The organism is Streptomyces sp. TLI_171 (assembly GCF_003610255.1).
Lineage (GTDB): Bacteria > Actinomycetota > Actinomycetes > Streptomycetales > Streptomycetaceae > Kitasatospora.
In genome coordinates, this window is record NZ_RAPS01000001.1 from 675,757 (window position 1) to 690,751 (window position 14,995).

14 protein-coding genes are annotated in these 14,995 nt (G+C 76.5%); 8 read left to right on the forward strand and 6 right to left on the reverse strand.

Features of this window, described 5'->3' with window-relative positions:
* Nucleotides 1–34: 34 nt before the first annotated feature.
* The gene (locus BX266_RS03135) at nt 35–1,906 is read right to left on the reverse strand and encodes a transketolase (protein WP_099897397.1); all 1,872 of its coding nucleotides are present in this window, start codon (nt 1,904–1,906) and stop codon (nt 35–37) included.
* A gap of 303 nt (nt 1,907–2,209) precedes the next feature.
* Here BX266_RS03135 and BX266_RS40740 point away from each other — a divergent pair, with 303 nt between their 5' ends.
* The 3 genes from BX266_RS40740 to BX266_RS03150 are packed head-to-tail and all read left to right on the forward strand — an operon-like array spanning nt 2,210 to nt 5,534.
* On the forward strand, nt 2,210–3,760 hold the full coding sequence (locus BX266_RS40740) for a phosphatase PAP2 family protein (protein WP_310794764.1): 1,551 nt from the start codon (nt 2,210–2,212) through the stop codon (nt 3,758–3,760).
* A complete protein-coding gene (locus tag BX266_RS03145; RefSeq protein ID WP_099897399.1) occupies nt 3,760–4,746 on the forward strand; it encodes a YihY/virulence factor BrkB family protein in 987 nt (328 codons plus the stop codon). The genes BX266_RS40740 and BX266_RS03145 overlap by 1 nt, the downstream gene beginning before the upstream one ends.
* Nucleotides 4,746–5,534 carry a phosphatase PAP2 family protein gene (locus tag BX266_RS03150; RefSeq protein ID WP_099897400.1) on the forward strand — a complete coding sequence of 263 codons (789 nt, stop codon included), beginning with the start codon at nt 4,746–4,748 and terminating at the stop codon, nt 5,532–5,534. The genes BX266_RS03145 and BX266_RS03150 overlap by 1 nt, the downstream gene beginning before the upstream one ends.
* A gap of 60 nt (nt 5,535–5,594) precedes the next feature.
* Here the strand turns inward: BX266_RS03150 and BX266_RS03155 are convergent, their stop codons facing one another.
* Nucleotides 5,595–6,092, reverse strand: coding sequence for a Dps family protein (locus BX266_RS03155; protein WP_399168916.1), 498 nt, complete (start codon nt 6,090–6,092; stop codon nt 5,595–5,597).
* A gap of 210 nt (nt 6,093–6,302) precedes the next feature.
* On the opposite strand from BX266_RS03155, the gene BX266_RS03160 reads away from it, so the two are divergent.
* Nucleotides 6,303–6,707, forward strand: coding sequence for an SsgA family sporulation/cell division regulator (locus tag BX266_RS03160; RefSeq protein ID WP_120314351.1), 405 nt, complete (start codon nt 6,303–6,305; stop codon nt 6,705–6,707).
* Between the two features lie 51 nt (nt 6,708–6,758).
* Here the strand turns inward: BX266_RS03160 and BX266_RS03165 are convergent, their stop codons facing one another.
* Nucleotides 6,759–7,196: an ATP-binding protein gene (locus tag BX266_RS03165; RefSeq protein WP_180290360.1), complete on the reverse strand. Its 438-nt coding sequence runs from the start codon at nt 7,194–7,196 to the stop codon at nt 6,759–6,761.
* Between the two features lie 306 nt (nt 7,197–7,502).
* On the opposite strand from BX266_RS03165, the gene BX266_RS03170 reads away from it, so the two are divergent.
* The 4 genes from BX266_RS03170 (at nt 7,503) to BX266_RS03185 (ending at nt 10,907) form a co-directional block, all read left to right on the forward strand.
* The gene (locus tag BX266_RS03170) at nt 7,503–9,128 is read left to right on the forward strand and encodes a PP2C family protein-serine/threonine phosphatase (protein ID WP_099897404.1); all 1,626 of its coding nucleotides are present in this window, start codon (nt 7,503–7,505) and stop codon (nt 9,126–9,128) included.
* Nucleotides 9,125–10,219 carry a B12-binding domain-containing protein gene (locus BX266_RS03175; protein ID WP_099897405.1) on the forward strand — a complete coding sequence of 365 codons (1,095 nt, stop codon included), beginning with the start codon at nt 9,125–9,127 and terminating at the stop codon, nt 10,217–10,219. Before BX266_RS03170 ends, BX266_RS03175 begins: the two co-directional genes overlap by 4 nt.
* Nucleotides 10,216–10,542: an STAS domain-containing protein gene (locus tag BX266_RS03180; RefSeq protein WP_099897406.1), complete on the forward strand. Its 327-nt coding sequence runs from the start codon at nt 10,216–10,218 to the stop codon at nt 10,540–10,542. The genes BX266_RS03175 and BX266_RS03180 overlap by 4 nt, the downstream gene beginning before the upstream one ends.
* 140 nt (nt 10,543–10,682) lie before the next feature.
* Nucleotides 10,683–10,907 carry a DUF6458 family protein gene (locus BX266_RS03185; protein ID WP_099897407.1) on the forward strand — a complete coding sequence of 75 codons (225 nt, stop codon included), beginning with the start codon at nt 10,683–10,685 and terminating at the stop codon, nt 10,905–10,907.
* A gap of 263 nt (nt 10,908–11,170) precedes the next feature.
* Here the strand turns inward: BX266_RS03185 and BX266_RS03190 are convergent, their stop codons facing one another.
* The 3 genes from BX266_RS03190 to BX266_RS03200 form a co-directional block, all read right to left on the reverse strand.
* Complete coding sequence (locus tag BX266_RS03190; protein ID WP_099897408.1) at nt 11,171–12,508, reverse strand: chloride channel protein; 1,338 nt, start codon at nt 12,506–12,508, stop codon at nt 11,171–11,173.
* Nucleotides 12,509–12,572: 64 nt separating this feature from the next.
* Nucleotides 12,573–13,241: a response regulator gene (locus BX266_RS03195; RefSeq protein WP_099897409.1), complete on the reverse strand. Its 669-nt coding sequence runs from the start codon at nt 13,239–13,241 to the stop codon at nt 12,573–12,575.
* Nucleotides 13,238–14,818, reverse strand: coding sequence for a sensor histidine kinase (locus BX266_RS03200; protein WP_099897410.1), 1,581 nt, complete (start codon nt 14,816–14,818; stop codon nt 13,238–13,240). Before BX266_RS03200 ends, BX266_RS03195 begins: the two co-directional genes overlap by 4 nt.
* Between the last annotated feature and the right edge of the window lie 177 nt (nt 14,819–14,995).

The window sequence follows — 14,995 nt, forward strand, 5'->3', positions numbered from 1 at the left end:
CTCCGCACCTCTCCTCAGCTGTGCTCAGCGGTGCTCAGCGGTGGCGGGCGGCGAGGGAGCGGGCCGCGTCGGCGATCTCGGTGCGGGAGATGCCGGCGGCGTGCAGCAGCTCCTCGGCGGTGCCGGAACCGGGCAGCCCGGTGGCGGCCAGGTGGGTGACGGCCGGGTGCTCCCCCTCGGCGGCCAGCGCGGACAGCACGGCCTCGCCGAGACCGCCCTCGGGGTGGTGGTCCTCGGCCACCACCAGCGCCCCGGTCTCCCGGGCCGCGCGCACCAGGGCGGCGGCGTCGACCGGCTTCACGGAGTACAGGTCGAGGACGCGGGCGGCGATGCCGTCCTCGGCCAGCCGGTCGGCGGCGGCCAGGCACTCGTGCAGGGTCACGCCGGCGCCGACCAGCGTCACCCGGTCGTCCGCGCCCCCGCGCAGGGTCTTGGAGCCGCCCACCGGGAACTCCTCCTCGGGCCCGTACAGCACCGGGTAGGCGCCGCGGGTGGTGCGCAGGTAGGAGATGCTGGGCAGGTCGGCCATGGCGGCGGTCAGCGCCGCGGCGCAGGCGGCGTCGGCCGGGTAGAGCACGGTCGATCCGCGGACGGCGCGCATCATGGCGAGGTCCTCCAGGCCCATCTGGGACGGCCCGTCGGCGCCGATCTCCACGCCGGTGTGAGTGCCGCACAGCGACATGGTGATCTCCGAGACGGCGGCCATCCGGACGAAGTCGTGGGCGCGGGTGAGGAAGGCCGCGAAGGTGGTGGCGTACGGCCGGTAGCCGCGCACGGCCATGCCGACGGCGGTGGCGATCATCTGCTGTTCGGCGATGTAGCTCTGGAAGTAGCGGGACGGGTGGGCGGCGGCGAAGTCCTCGGCGTGGGTGGAGTTGCCCACCTCGGCGTCCAGCGCGACCACCTCGGGGCGGGCGCCGAGCGCGGCCAGCGTCCTGCCGAACGCGACCCGGGTGGCGACCCGCTCGCCGGTCTCGAAGCGCGGCAGCTCGACCTCGGGCGCGTCCACCCGGAGGGCGGGGCTGCCGTGCGGCGGCTGCGGTCCGCGCACCCGCAGGTCGCGCGGGCCGCCGAGTTCGGCGACGGCGCGTTCGGCCAGCTCCGGGGGCAGCGGCTTGCCGTGCCAGCCCTCCTGGTCGGCGACCTCGGCGACGCCCCGCCCCTTGACGGTGCGGGCCACGATCACCGTGGGCGCGGAGCCGTCGGCCGCCGTGGTCAGCGCCCGGTCGACGGCCTCCAGGTCGTGGCCGTCGACCACCAGGGCGCGGCACCCGAACGCCTCGATCCGGCGGGCGTAGGCGTCGGTGTCCCACTGGAGCTCCGTGGGGCCGCTCTGGCCGAGCCGGTTGACGTCGATGATCGCGATGAAGTTGCCGAGCCGGTGCCGGCCGGCGCTGTCCAGCGCCTCCCACACGGAGCCCTCGGCGGTCTCGCTGTCCCCGCACAGCACCCACACCCGGAAGTCGCGGCGTTCCAGGTCGCGACCGGCCAGCGCGATGCCCACGGCGCAGGCGATGCCCTGGCCGAGCGAGCCGGTCGCCAGGTCCACCCAGGGCAGCACCGGCGTGGGATGGCCCTGCAGGCGGTGGCCGAACCGCCGGTAGGTGGTCATCAGCTCCTCGTCGCCGATGGCGCCCGCGGCCTTGAACATCGCGTACAGCAGCGGCGAGGCGTGCCCCTTGGAGAACACCAGGTGGTCGGCGGCCGGATTGTCCGGCGCCGCCCAGTCGTAGCGCAGGTGACGGGTCATCAGCACCGCCATCAGATCGGCCGCGGACAGGCTGGAGGTGGGGTGCCCCGACCCGGCCGACGTGCTGGCGCGGACGGCGTCCACCCGCAACTGCTGGGCGAGGTCGAACAGCTGGGCGGGCTCGGTGTCGGGGCCGAGGAGGGTCTGCACGGTCATGTCGGACGGGACCTTTCTCGTCGGGGAGGCCCGGAAGGCGCTCCGGGTCGGTGCGCGCCCGCCGTCCGAAGCCGACGGGCCGAACGGCACACAGCGCGGCCCAGCCGCGCGCACGCCGCCGCGCCGCGCCTACCCGCTCCGCCCGTTCCGACTCCCGCCCCCGGGCGCCGGGCCGGGACGGACGCCGACCGCCCCCGCACGCCGTGGGTGTCGGCCTGGGATAAAGAACGGCCGTGCGGGGAGACGGGTGCCATGACGAGGACTGGGGAAGGTGTCCGGCCGCTCGGCCGGACGACCGCGTGGGTGGCTGCGCAGGCGGCGGTGCTGATCACGGCCGGGCTGTTGGTCACCCGCGGGGCGTTGCGGGAGGACGGGCCGGTGCGCTGGCTGGCGGAGCACCGCACCGGCGGGCTGACGGCCGTGAGCGGGGTGCTGTCGACGCTCGCGTTCACCCCGGCGGTGGTGGCGGTGACGGCGCTGGTCGCGGCGCTGCTGCTGGTGCGGCGCCGGTGGCGGGAGGCGGTGCTGGTGGCGGGCGCGGTGGCGCTGCAGGCGGCGCTGTTCGTGACGGTCGCGCACGTGGTGGACCGGAGCCGCCCGGAGGTGGTCCGGCTGGACGGCGCGCTGCCGACGTCCAGTTTCCCGTCGGGCCACGTCGGCGCGGCGACCGCGCTGTACGGCGGCCTGGGTCTGCTGGCGCTGCGCCTGCTCCGGGGGCGGTGGCGGGTCGTGCTGTGCGGGCTGGCGTGGGCGGTGCCGGTGCTGGTGGCGGGCAGCCGGCTGTACCGGGGCATGCACCATCCGACGGACGTGCTGGCGGGGGCGCTGAACGGCGCGGCCGCGCTGTGGGTGGTGTGGCGGGCGCTGCCGGCGCGGGAGGTCCGGGGCCCGGCGGCGGTGCTCGCGCCGGGCGGGGGCGGCCCGGTCGCCCTGGTGTACAACCCGGTGGTGGTGGACGCCGCGCTGCTGGAGCGGCTGTGCGCGGTGGTCGTCGGGCACGGGCTCGGCCGGCCGCGCTGCCTGCCGGGCGAGGCCGAGGACTCGGGCCGGGCCGCGGCGGAGCGGGCGCTCGCCGGTGGGGCCCGGCTGGTCGCGGCGTGCGGCGGGGACGGCACGGTGACGGCCTGCGCCGACGCGCTGGCGGGCGGCGGCGCGGCGCTGGCGGTGGTGCCGTGCGGCACCGGCAATCTGCTGGCCCGCAACCTGGGCCTGCCGTCGGACCCGGTGGCCGCGCTGGCCGCCGCGCTGTGCGGCGGGTCCCGCCGGATCGACCTGATGCGGGCCGAGGGCGACGGCCTGCCGGTCCGGGCTGCGGCGACCATGGCGGGGATGGGGCTGGACGCCGCGGTGATGGCGGACACGGGCCGGGCGCTGAAGCGCCGGCTGGGCTGGCCCGCGTACCTGCTGGGGGTGGCCCGGCACCTGGGTGACCGGCGCTTCCCGGTGGCGGTGGCGGTGGACGGCGCGCCGCCGGTGCACCGGCAGGTGCGGATGGCGGTGGTCGGCAACGTGGGCGCCCTCCAGGGCGGGGTCCGGCTGCTGCCGGAGGCCGCGCCGGACGACGGGCTGCTCGACCTGGTGCTGGTGCGGGCGGACGGCCTGCGGGGCTGGCGGTCGGCGGCGCTGGAGCTGCTCGTCGGCGGCCGGCGCCCGGGCCCGGGGCTGGAGCACTTCCGGGGACGGCGGATCGAGCTGACCGCGGACCGGGCGCGTCCGCGCGAGTGCGACGGCGACCCGGTGGGCGACGGCCGGGTGCTGGCGCTGACGGTCCGCCCGGGCGCGCTGCTGGTCCGGGTCCCGGCCGCGCCGGACCGCGCGGAGCCGGCCGCCGTGGCGCACCGGGAGGTGGCCTGATGGGGACGGCGAGCCGGGTCCGCTCCGGCCGGGAGCACCTGTCCGCGGACGAGGCGGTGCTGGCGCTGCGCCGGCGGGCCTGGTGGCCGCTGCTGCGGGACGCGTTCGTCCGCTTCCGGTACGCGGACGGGTTCAGCCATGCGCGGGCGCTGGCGTTCCAGGTGGTGCTGGCGCTGGTGCCGTTCGCGATCTGCGTGGTCGGGCTGGCGTCCTCGCTGCACGGCGGGCCGGTGGGCCGGCTGGTGGCGGGGAGCATCGAGCGGATGGTTCCGGAGCCGAGCGCGGAGCTGGTGCACGAGGTGCTGGACCGCAGCCGGGAGCACGTCGGCGGCAGCCCGGCCCTCTGGTTCGGGGCGCTGTTCTCGCTGGCCAACCTGGTGACCGCGATGTCCCAGATCGAGCGCGGCGCGAACCGGATCTACGGCATCGAGCGGGACCGGCCGTTCGACCGCAAGTACGGGCGGAGCCTGGTGATGGCGGCGGGCGCGGGCCTGCCGCTCGCGCTCGGCTTCCTGGTGCTGGTGACCGGGCCGCAGGTGGCGGCGGCCGCGGACGAGGTGTTCGACCTGGGGCCGGGCACCGCGGCGCTGTGGACGCTGCTGCGCTGGCCGGTGGGCGTGCTGCTGGTCCTGGTGTCGACCAGCGTGGTGTTCCGGCGGGCCCCGCGGCGCGCGCAGCCGGGCTACAGCTGGCTGGCGTTCGGCGCCGGCGTGTACCTGCTGCTGTGGCTGGCGGCGACCTGGCTGCTGAGCCTCTACCTGCGGCTCAGCGGGTCCTTCGACGCCGTGTACGGGCCGCTGAGCGCGGTGTTCTCGCTGCTGGTGTGGGCGTACCTGACGGCGATCGCGCTGTTCCTCGGCCTGTCCTTCGCCGCCCAGTTGGAGGCCGCCCGGACCGGGCGGCCCGGGCCGGTGCTGCCCGACCCGCTGGGCGCCGACGCCGCGTCGCCGGACGGGGAGGCGCCCGCCGAGGAGAGGATGTCCTGATGATCCGTCGGACTGCCCGGTTCCGTCCCGCGCTGCGCTCCGCGGACCTGCGGCTCGGTGAGCGCCTGCTCGCCGCGGTCGTGGCGTTCGCGGTGGCGGCGGTGCCCGCCGCGCTGCTGCTGGTGCTGGTGGAGGCGAACTGGCCGCCGCTGCACCGCCTGGACTCCGCGGCGGCGGCGCACCTGCACAGCGCGGTGCGGGAGCACCCGGCGGTGCTGTCCGCGCTGCGGGTGCTCAGCAATGTGGTGTGGGACCCGGTGACGATGCGGCTGCTGGTCGCGGCGGCGGTGCTCTGGCTGCTGTGGCGGCGGGCCTGGCGGCTGGCGGTGTGGGCGGCGGCGACGGTGGCGGCCTCCGGGCTGATCGGCCTGGCGGTGAAGTCGGCGGTGGCCCGGGCCCGGCCCGCGCTGCCCGACCCGGTGGCGCACGCGCCCGGGTTCTCGTTCCCGTCGGGGCACGCGATGACGGCGGCGACCTGCTGCGCGGTGCTGCTGCTGGTGTTCGCCCCGGTGCTGCGGCCGCCGTGGCGGGCGGCGGCGGGCACGGTGGCGGTGCTGAGCGTGCTGGGGGTGGGGTTCACCCGGGTGGCGCTCGGCGTGCACTGGGTGAGCGACGTGGTCGGCGGCTGGCTGCTGGGCCTGGCCCTGGTCGCCGCCACCGGGTGGGCCTTCGAGGGCTGGCGGCGCGACACGGGCCGCCCGGTGCCGCCGCTCGCGGAGGGCCTGGAGCCGGAGCTCGCCCCCGACGGCCCGCCCCGCCCGGAGGACCCGCCGCCGCCTTCGCGGTGAGACGGCCGCAGCAGACCGCCCCGCCCGGTCGACCGGGCGGGGCGGGGTTCGGGCGGCGCGTCAGCTCTGCTTGTCGGCGCGGCCCTGGTTCTCGGCGCGGAACATCCAGCTGTGCTTCTCCAGCGCCGCGGTGACCGCGATCAGCAGGTCCTGGCTGACCGGGTCGGCGTCGCCGGTCTTCTCGATCCGGTCGCGCATCCGCGCGATCACCTTGGCGAGCGCGGTGACCAGGTAGTCGACGACCTCGGTGTCGGCGCGCCAGCCGGACGGGAACTCGGGCAGTCCGCCGGCCGCGACCAGCGCGGTGGCCCGCCCGTCGGGGCTGACGCCGATCGCGGCCGCGCGCTCGGCGACCTGGTCCGCGTAGTCCCGGGCGGTGGCCACCACCTCGTCGAGGTGCAGGTGGACGGACCGGAACCGGGGGCCGTACAGGTTCCAGTGCGCCTGCTTGCCCACCAGGGACAGGTCCACGAGGTCGGCCAGGGCGCCCTGCAGCGCGTCCCCGGCCGTGTCGCGGTCGTTCTCGGCCAGCGGGCTGCTGGTGGCGATGTCCATCATCGGTCCTCTCCGGGTCAGGGGTGGCCGGCGAGCGCCGGCCGTCTCTCGGCTGCCCGCGGACGCTGTTCGGAAACCGGCCCGGGCCGTCCGGTAACGGTTCGGCATCCGCGGCCGTGGACCGGCAGGTCGCGGGTAGCCGCGCACTCGGCGTCCCGGCCGCCCCGGGTGCGCGCCACCGACACCGCAGCAGAACTGGATTGGGGTCCCCGTATGCCCGACGCCGTGCGCAGGTCCGTCTCCGTCACCCTGCCCGGGAGCGCGCTCCCGCACCTCGCGATGGCCGCGCAGCTGCGCTTCGACCCCGCGCTGCCGTACGCCGTGCGGTTGGCGTTCCTGCCCGGGCTGCCGGACGGCGAGGAGGTCGAGTGGTGCTTCGGCCGGGACCTGCTGGCGGAGGGCTGCCGCGCGCCGAGCGGCGAGGGGGACGTCCGGGTCTCCCCCGGGCGCGGCGACCGGGTGCTGGTGACGCTGTCCAACGGGCTCGACCGGGCGGTGATCGGCGTTCCGGCCGGCCCGGTGGCGGAGTTCCTCGCCGACGCGTTCGCCGCGGTGCCCGCCGGCGCGGAGTCGGAGTACCTGGAGCTGGACCCGGGCCTGGCCCGCCTGCTGGCCTGACCCGCCGTCAGCCGGTCCGGCCGCGGCGGCGGGTCGCCCAGCGCCGGGGGCTCAGGCGCCGAGGGTGAGCCTGATCCGCTTGCCGCCGTCTGGCGTCGGATGGATCTCCCAGTCGTCGCTGACCCGGCGGGCCAGCGCCCAGCCCCGGCCGCCGAGCCGGGTGAGGTCCTGCAGGCTGTCGGCTTCGCTGTGCGGGTGGACGTCGGAGGCGTCCTCGACGTCGATGGTGAGGACGGTGCCGCCGGGGTCCATGCCGACGGCGAACCCGGTCACCCCGCCGGCGTGCCTGATCGCGTTGGTGACCAGTTCGGTGACGGCGAGGCAGGCGTCGTCGCGCAGCGGGCTGTCGGCCCGGCCGTGCCGGGCGAGCACGGCCGTGACGGCGGCCCTGGCCTGGGCGGCGGTGCGCACCAGCAGACCTGGACCGGGCCTGGGCCCGCCGGCCGGACGGGTGGGCCGCCGGGTCGGGTCGGTCTCGGCTCGGGACATGTGGTGACCTCGAATCGGACGGTACGGGACACGGTGGAGCGCGGAGCTCACGGGATTCGGCTGCCCGGACAATCCGCTGTCATACCGCCCGATCCGGGTGGCCCTGCCGACACCGGCCCGCGGGCCCCGCGCGCCGCGGTAGCCCGGGCCGGTCCGACCCGGCGGTAGCATGGCGGTTCGGGTGCGGCCCGTCGGGCGCCTCACGGTGGCCGGTGGTTCGCGCCAAACCCGCCGCCCGGGGAGCGTGTTGACAGCCCGGCCGGCGGAAACCCGATTGCGAGGTGAGGGCCTGTCAGGGCCCCGACTATGGCGACTTCGACTTCTCCGGCGGCGGCGACGGGACTGGGCTTCCTCACCGCTTCGCCCTTCCCGGTCGCGGTGCTGGACTCCGAGGGCGCGCTGCTGCACGCCAGTGACAGCGCCCGGCGGCTGCTGGCCGGACCGGGCGGCCGGGCGGGGGCCGAGGTGCCGCGCTGGCTGCGGCAGGCCCATCTCGCCGTGCTCGCCGACGGCCCGCGGCCGGAGACCGTCCGGCACACCGACCCGGTGGCGGGCGTGATCGAGGCCCACCCGTCGGCCGGGGCCGACGGCAGCGCGGTGTGGTGGTTCGTCGTCCAGGACGGCTGCGCGGGCCTGCTGCCCGCGGCCCCCGACGGTCCCTGCGACTGGGAGCTGCTGACCAGGCTGTCCGGCCTGCTGCTGGCCTCGCTGAACGTCGACCGGGTGCTGGAGACGGTGGTCCGCCAGGCGTCGCTGCACCTCGCGGACGCCGCCGTGGTGGTCGCCCCCGGCTCCGGGCGGACCTTGCGCTTCGTGTCCTGCCTGCGCGAGGGCGACCCGCTCCCCGGCCAGGTGCGGGCCGACCCGGCCGAGGTCCCGGGCCTGGCCGAGGCGCTGCAGGGGTTCCCGCCGGTGCCCTCGCGGTGGATCGATCCGGCCGCCGCGCCGCAGTGGCTGGTGCCCGCCGGTTTCGGGCAGGTCGAATCGGTGCTGGTCACGCCGTTGCCCGGGCACGGCGTGTCGGCCGGGGCGCTGGTGCTGCTGCGCCGGGCCGGCCGCCGCCCGTTCGAGCCCGCGGAGGAGGTCTTCGCCCGGCTGTTCGCCGCGCGGGCCGGCGCGGCCGTCTCCGCGGCGGTCATGTACTCCGAGCAGGCAGCGGTCACCGACCTGCTGATGCGCGAGCTGCTGCCGCCGCGGCTGGCGCACCTGAACGGCGTGGACTTCGCCGGCGGCTACCGGGCCTCGGTCGACCGCGACCGGATCGGCGGCGACTTCTACGACGTCCACCCGTCGGCCGACCCGGGCGGCGAGACGCTCGCCCTGCTCGGCGACGTCAGCGGGAAGGGCCTGGAGGCCGCGGTGCTGACCGGGAAGGTGCGCAACACGCTGCACGCGCTGCTCCCGCTGGCCGACGACCACGAGCGGGTCCTGCAGCTGCTGAACCGGGCCCTGCTGACCTCCCACCACACCCGTTTCGCCAGCCTGGTGCTGGCCTCGGTGCGCCGCGAGCAGGAACGGGTCCGGGTCCGGCTGTCGGCCGCGGGGCACCCGGCGCCGATGGTGGTGCGCACGGACGGCCGGGTGACCGAGTCCACGACGCTGGGCAGCATCGTGGGCGTCCTGCCGGAGGTCACCACGCGCACCGACACCGTGCTGCTGGACCCCGGCGAGGCGTGCGTGCTGTACAGCGACGGCATCACCGAGGCCAAGGGCGGGCCGACCGGCCGGGAGCAGTTCGGCGACCACCGGCTGCGCCAGGCGCTGGGCGAGTGTGCGGGCATGCCCGCGGAGGCGATTGTGGAACGGGTGCTGATGCTCACCGCGCAGTGGATCAGGGACGGCCGGCACGACGACATGGCGGTGATGGTGATCGCCGCACCGCCGCGCGGCCACCTGGCCGTGATCGGCGCGCAGCGGGGCCTCGCCGCATGAGCGGCGAGGCACGGACCACGACCCTCGCGGCCCCCGGGCCCGCGGCGTCGACGGACGGACTCTGGGAGGCCGTCATCGGCGGCGACCAGGCCGCGGCGGCGGGCCTCGCGGTGGCCGCGCTGGAGTCGGGAGTGTCCCCCGAGGCGCTGCTGCTGGACGTGATCGGCCCGCTGCAGGCCCGGATCGGCCGGGAGTGGGCGGCGAACCGGCTGACGGTGATCCAGGAGCACGCGGCGACCGCCGTCAACGACCGGGTGGTGGCGCTGGTGGCCGGCCATCCGGCGTTCGCCGCGGCCGCCGAGCCGCGCCGGCCCGGCCGGATCGCGGTGGCCTGCGTGGACGGCGAGTGGCACGCGTTCCCGGCCCGGCTGCTGGCGGAGGTGCTGGTGCTGCGCGGCTGGCAGGTCGACTACCTCGGCGCGCAGTGCCCCACTCCGCACCTGATCGCGCACCTGCACCGCACCGCACCCGACGCGCTGGCGCTGTCCGCGTCGCTGGCCACCCGGCTGCCCGCCGCGCACGCGGCCGTCACGGCCGCGCAGGCCGCCGGCGTGCCGGTGATCGCCGGCGGGGCGGCGTTCGGGCCGGACGGCCGGTACGCCCGGCTGCTGGGCGCGGACGCCTGGGCCGCGGACGCCCGCGGGGCGGCCGAGCGGCTCGCCCGCGGCCTGCAGGTCCCGACCTCGCCGCACCAGCCGGTGGACGATCTGCCGCACCTCGCCGACCAGGAGTACACGCTGGTCGCCCGGAGCTCCCGCGAGCTGGTCGCCGCCCTGATGGCGGCCCTGGAGCGGGAGTTCGCCGCGGTGCGCGGCTACAGCGAGCTGCAGCGCGCGCACACCCTGGACGACCTTTCGCACATCGTCGAGTACCTGGTGGTCGCGCTCTACACGGGCGATCCGGAGCTGTTCACCGCGTTCCTGCACTGGACCGAGCAGGTGCTGCAGGCCCGGGGCGTGCCGACCGCGTTCCTCGCCTTCTCGCTGGGCGTGCTGCGCGCGGAGCTGCGCGATCTGCCGCGCAGCGGGTCGATCCTGGCGGCGGCGCTGCCCACCGGGGCGGCGCTCGTGGCACCGGGGACGCCGTCATGAACCTGCCCCGCCCGGCCGAGGAGGCGGCGCACCGCACCGTCACCGTGCGGGTCGACGGCGAGCTCGACCACGAGACCTGCGCGGACCTGCTGCGGGCGGTCGCCGAACAGCTGGCGGCCCGCCCGGGCGCACGGATGGTCCGGGTGGACTGCCGGGGCATGTCGCTGTGCGACTCGATGGGGCTGTCCGCCCTGCTGCAGCTGCGCCGCGACGCCGACGCCGCCGGGCGGCGCCTGGTGCTCGACCGCCGGCCCGCCCACCTGGACCGGCTGCTGCACCTCACCGGCACCGCGGCGTACCTGCTCGCCGACCCGGCCGGCTGAAGCCCGCCGCCGGTCCCGGGCGGCGCGCGCCGACCCGGCGTCAGATCGCGGGCCGGGCACGGGACTCCTTCGCCCGATCGGGGGTACACGCCGGGCGGCCCCGGACGAGGGGCGAGGCGAACACGATGACGGAGGAGATCATGGGTCTCGGTGGCTGCATCATCCTGCTGGCTTTCGGAGCGATCCTCGCGTTCGGCGTGGACTGGCACCTGGCGGGAGTCAATCTGACGGTGGTCGGCGTCGTGCTGATGGCGGCCGGCCTGATCGGGGTCGTGGTGTACGCGCGGGTGCTCGGCCGCCGGCGCTACCTCGGCCGGGCGGTCGACGAGGTCGTGGTGGAGGAGCACCACCGCGACCGGCTGTGACGGCCCCGCCCGGTCGGCGGGCCGGACCCAGCCGCTGCGCGCGGCCCGTCGCCAGAAGCGGCGGACCGCGCGCAGCACCAGCACGTTCATCAGGAGCTGCAGCAGCGAGCCCCGGGCCTCCGACCAGTCGCCGAAGGCCACCGACGTTCGGCGTGTCGATCATGCCGCCTGCCGCGGGCGGCCTCCGCGGGAGGGTCCGGGAACCGCCGGGCCCGGCGCCGGCGCCGGGGTGGGGCCGACGCCGAGGAAGACCTGACTCTGCGTCATTCCGTGGCCGGGGCGGCCTTGCGGCGCAGCGGGGCGAGCCGGGCCGTCAGCACGTAGGAGACCACCACGGCGACGATCACCAGCGGCATCAGGGCCAGCGCGTCGGAGGCCAGCAGGATGCTGGGGATCAGCACCGAGGTCAGCGGGAGGTCGAGCATGGCGACGCACATCGCGCCGATGCCCATGCCGACGCCGGCGATCATCGGCAGGCCGGGCAGGTGCGAGAGCGCCATGCCGCCGGCGGCGCCGAGGAACAGGCTGGGGAAGACCGGTCCGCCGCGGAAGCAGCTCAGCGACAGGCCGTAGGCCAGGCCCTTGAACAGGAGCAGCAGCACCAGGGCGCCGGCCGTCCAGCTGCCGGCGTCGCCGACCAGCCGCGGCAGGGCGGCCTGCCCGGAGAACAGCACCTGGTCCTGGCCGTGGCCGGTGGCCTCGCCGAAGGCGATGACGCAGCCGGCGACGGCGAGTCCGACCAGCGGGGTGGCCCACAGCCGGCGCGGCTCGACCAGTCCTTGCAGCAGCAGGGCCGCGCACCTGATGGCGGTGCCGAGCAGGGCGGCGCACACGCCGATCGCCACCGCCCACAGGAACTGCGTCCCGTCGGGGGTGGTGAAGGCGGGGATGTGACCGATCGTCAGGCTGAAGGTGCCGTAGCCGGTCCACGCGTCCAGGCCGACGAAGATCAGCGAGCCGATGCCGGCGGCCAGCAGGCCGGGCACCAGGATGACGCCGAGCAGGGCCCCGCCGATGCCCGCGGTCTCCATCAGCAGGAAGGCGCCGGACAGCGGCGAGCCGAGCAGGGCGGCGACCGCGGCGAAGCTTCCGGCGGCCGCGACCACCGCCACCGCCTGCGCCGGGGTGTCGCGGCGCACCAGGCGGACGGCGAGCACGCCGAGGCCGCTGCCGAGGGCGATCAGCGGGGCCTCCGGGCCGAGCACCGCGCCGAGGCCCAGGGTGGCGAACGCGGCCAGCACGATGCCGAACAGGTCCACCGGCCGGACCGGGCCGCCCTGCTTGAACCCTTCGGCGGGCCGGTGCCCGGAGCTGCCCGGCAGGTACCGGATGCTGGCGGCGACCAGCAGGCCGCTGACCGTCAGCGGCAGGACCGGCCACCAGACCGGCGCGCTCGCGAAGCCGAGGTCCTTCGGGAGGGTGGTGAAGGTGTACTGCTGGACCTCCGTCACGCCTTTCTGGAAGAAGTACGAGGCCGCGGCGACGGGGACGCCGATCAGCGCCCCGAACACCAGCAGGACCAGGTACTTCGGCGAGGCGAGGAGCGCCGCCGGGTCCGGCGGGGCGGGTTCGGGTGCGGTGTGGACGTCCGTGCCGGTCACAGGCGCACGCTACGCACGCGCCGCCCGGTCGCCGCGTCACCACACCGTGGTGGACCCGAACGGCCTAACGGGCCAGCAGGTACTCGTGCTCGGGGCGGCCGGTGTCGCCGTAGCGCAGCGACAGCCGCAGCCGGCGGTCGCGGGCCAGCTGCTTGAGGTAGCGCTGGGCGGTGGAGCGGGACAGGCCGGTGGCGTCGGCGACCTCCTGGGCGGACAGCGGCTGTCCGGCGCGGCGCAGCGCGCCGAGCACCAGGTCGGCGGTGGGGGCGCTGTGGCCCTTGGGCAGGGCGACGGCCGGGGAGGCGGCGGTGCGCAGGGCGGCGAACATCCGGTCGACCTCGTCCTGGGAGGTCTCCCTGGCGGCCGGTCCGGCGAGGGCGTGGCGCAGCTCGGCGTAGGCGGTGAGCTTGTCCCGCAGGCCGGCGAAGGTGAACGGCTTGACCAGGTACTGCAGGGCGCCGTGCTGCATGGCCTCGTGCACGGTGGACACGTCGCGGGCGGCGGTGACCATCATGACGTCGCAGCGGATGCCCGCTTCGCGCAGCCGGCGGACCAGGACGAGACCGGTCTCGTCGGGCAGGTGGTGGTCGAGCAGTACGAGGTCGACGGGGGTGCGCTCCAGGGCGGCGAGGGCCTGACCGGCGCTGTGCGCGGTGCCGGGGACCTTCGCCACGTAGGCGGCGTGCACGTCCGCCACCCGGAAGTCGTCGTCGACCACCAGGACGTCGATCATGCGGTCTCCAACGGGTGCAGGGCTTCGGGCAGTTCGACGGTGAAGCGGGCGCCGCCGAGCGGTCCGGCGCCGACCGCGAGCCGGCCGCCGGAGCGTTCGACCAGGCGGCGGACCATCGCCAGGCCGAGTCCGCGGGGGCGGTGGGCGGGGGCGTCCTTGCTGGTCCAGCCCTCCTCGAAGATCCGCTCGCGCAGTTCCGGCGGCACTCCGGGGCCGCTGTCGGCGACCTCGGCCAGCAGGGTCGCTCCGACCGGCCGCAGCCGGACCTCGACGGCGCCGCCGGGGGCGGCGTCCAGGGCGTTGTCGACCAGGTTGCCGACCACGGTGACCAGGGCGCGGGCGTCCACCGCGGCGTCGGGCAGGTGGCTGTCGGGGGTGACGGTCAGCCGGATGCCGCGTTCGGCGGCGACCGCGGCCTTGCCCGCCAGCAGGGCGGCCACGTGCGGGTCGCGGACCTGTTCGCCGATCCGGGCGGCGAGCGCGGCGTGCGAGCCGGACTGCTCGGAGATGAACGCGGCGGCCTGCTCGTGCCGGCCGAGTTCGAGCAAGCCGAGCAGGGTGTGCATCCGGTTGGCGTGCTCGTGGTCCTGTGCCCTGAGCGCCTCGGTCAGGCCCCGGGTGTGGTCCAACTCCCGCACCAGGGACTCCAGTTCGGTGCGGTCGCGGAGGGTGATGACGGCTCCGCCATCGGCCGGCGAGGTCCGGTTGACGACCAGCACCCGGTCGTCCCGGACGGCCGGCAGGTCGGCGCCGTCGATCCGGCCGGTCAGCACGTCGGCGAGCCGGCCGGGCGGCAGCACCTGGTCGACGGTCCGCCCGGCGCAGTCCGCGGGCAGCGCGAGCAGGCGCAGCGCCTCGTCGTTGGCCAGCCGGATCCGGCCGGCGGCGTCCAGCGCCACCATGCCCTCGCGGATGCCGTGCAGCATCGCCTCGCGTTCGATCAGGAGCGCGGCGATGTCGGCGACCGCGATGTTGTGGGTGCGGCGCTTGAGGCGGCGGGCGAGCACCAGCGTGGCGGCGAGGCCGGCGGCCAGCCCGGCGCCCGCGCAGAGCAGGATGCCGCCGGCCATCGACAGCAGCCGGCCGCGGATGGAGTCGTCGCTGAGGCCGACCGACACCTCGCCGACGATCCGGCCGTCGGCCAGGCGCAGCGGCACCTTGCCGCGGGCGGTGCGGCCGAGGGTGCCCTCCTGGATGGCGGTGACGCTCTCGCCGCGCAGCGCCGGCTCGGGGTCGGTGGAGACCCGCAGGCCGATCCGGGCCGGGTCGGTGTGCGAGAGCCGGATGCCCGCGGTGTCGGTGATCACCACGAACTCGGCGCCGGTGGAGCGCCGGACCCGTTCGGCGAGGCCCTGCGCGGTGCCGGAGTCGCGGGCGGCCGCGGCGTCGGCGACCTCCGGGTCGGTGGCGGTGACCTGGGCGATGGCCAGCGCCCGCTGCATGGCCTCCCGGTCGAGCTCCCGGCTGACCGGGGCCAGGAACAGCCCGGCGGTCACCGCGGTGACGCCGACGGTGACCACGGTCTGGGCGAGCAGCAGCTGGGCGAAGACCCGGCGGGGCCAGTGCGGTCGCAGCATCGCGGTCTCCTTCCAGCTCAACGGGGGTGGGATCGGGTTCGGGGGTGCAGGTCACCTTATGTTTCCGGCGTGTTTCTGTCAGCCCCGCCCCCGCTGTTGTAGCGGAAGCAGAATGAGCAGAACACCCCTCAACGCCGCAAAGCCGCGATTCGCCCGCAAGGCTCCCGCCGCGCCCCC

Bases quoted from the DNA above. Each gene is read 5' to 3' on its own strand.
- BX266_RS03145 (WP_099897399.1), top strand. From the start codon at position 3,760: ATGGGGACGGCGAGCCGGGTCCGCTCCGGCCGGGAGCACCTGTCCGCG.
- BX266_RS03165 (WP_180290360.1), bottom strand. From the start codon at position 7,196: ATGTCCCGAGCCGAGACCGACCCGACCCGGCGGCCCACCCGTCCGGCC.
- BX266_RS03135 (WP_099897397.1), bottom strand. From the start codon at position 1,906: ATGACCGTGCAGACCCTCCTCGGCCCCGACACCGAGCCCGCCCAGCTG.
- BX266_RS03180 (WP_099897406.1), top strand. From the start codon at position 10,216: ATGAACCTGCCCCGCCCGGCCGAGGAGGCGGCGCACCGCACCGTCACC.
- BX266_RS03175 (WP_099897405.1), top strand. From the start codon at position 9,125: ATGAGCGGCGAGGCACGGACCACGACCCTCGCGGCCCCCGGGCCCGCG.
- BX266_RS03160 (WP_120314351.1), top strand. From the start codon at position 6,303: ATGCCCGACGCCGTGCGCAGGTCCGTCTCCGTCACCCTGCCCGGGAGC.
- BX266_RS03170 (WP_099897404.1), top strand. From the start codon at position 7,503: ATGGCGACTTCGACTTCTCCGGCGGCGGCGACGGGACTGGGCTTCCTC.
- BX266_RS03200 (WP_099897410.1), bottom strand. From the start codon at position 14,818: ATGCTGCGACCGCACTGGCCCCGCCGGGTCTTCGCCCAGCTGCTGCTC.
- BX266_RS03195 (WP_099897409.1), bottom strand. From the start codon at position 13,241: ATGATCGACGTCCTGGTGGTCGACGACGACTTCCGGGTGGCGGACGTG.
- BX266_RS03150 (WP_099897400.1), top strand. From the start codon at position 4,746: ATGATCCGTCGGACTGCCCGGTTCCGTCCCGCGCTGCGCTCCGCGGAC.
- BX266_RS03185 (WP_099897407.1), top strand. From the start codon at position 10,683: ATGGGTCTCGGTGGCTGCATCATCCTGCTGGCTTTCGGAGCGATCCTC.
- BX266_RS03155 (WP_399168916.1), bottom strand. From the start codon at position 6,092: ATGATGGACATCGCCACCAGCAGCCCGCTGGCCGAGAACGACCGCGAC.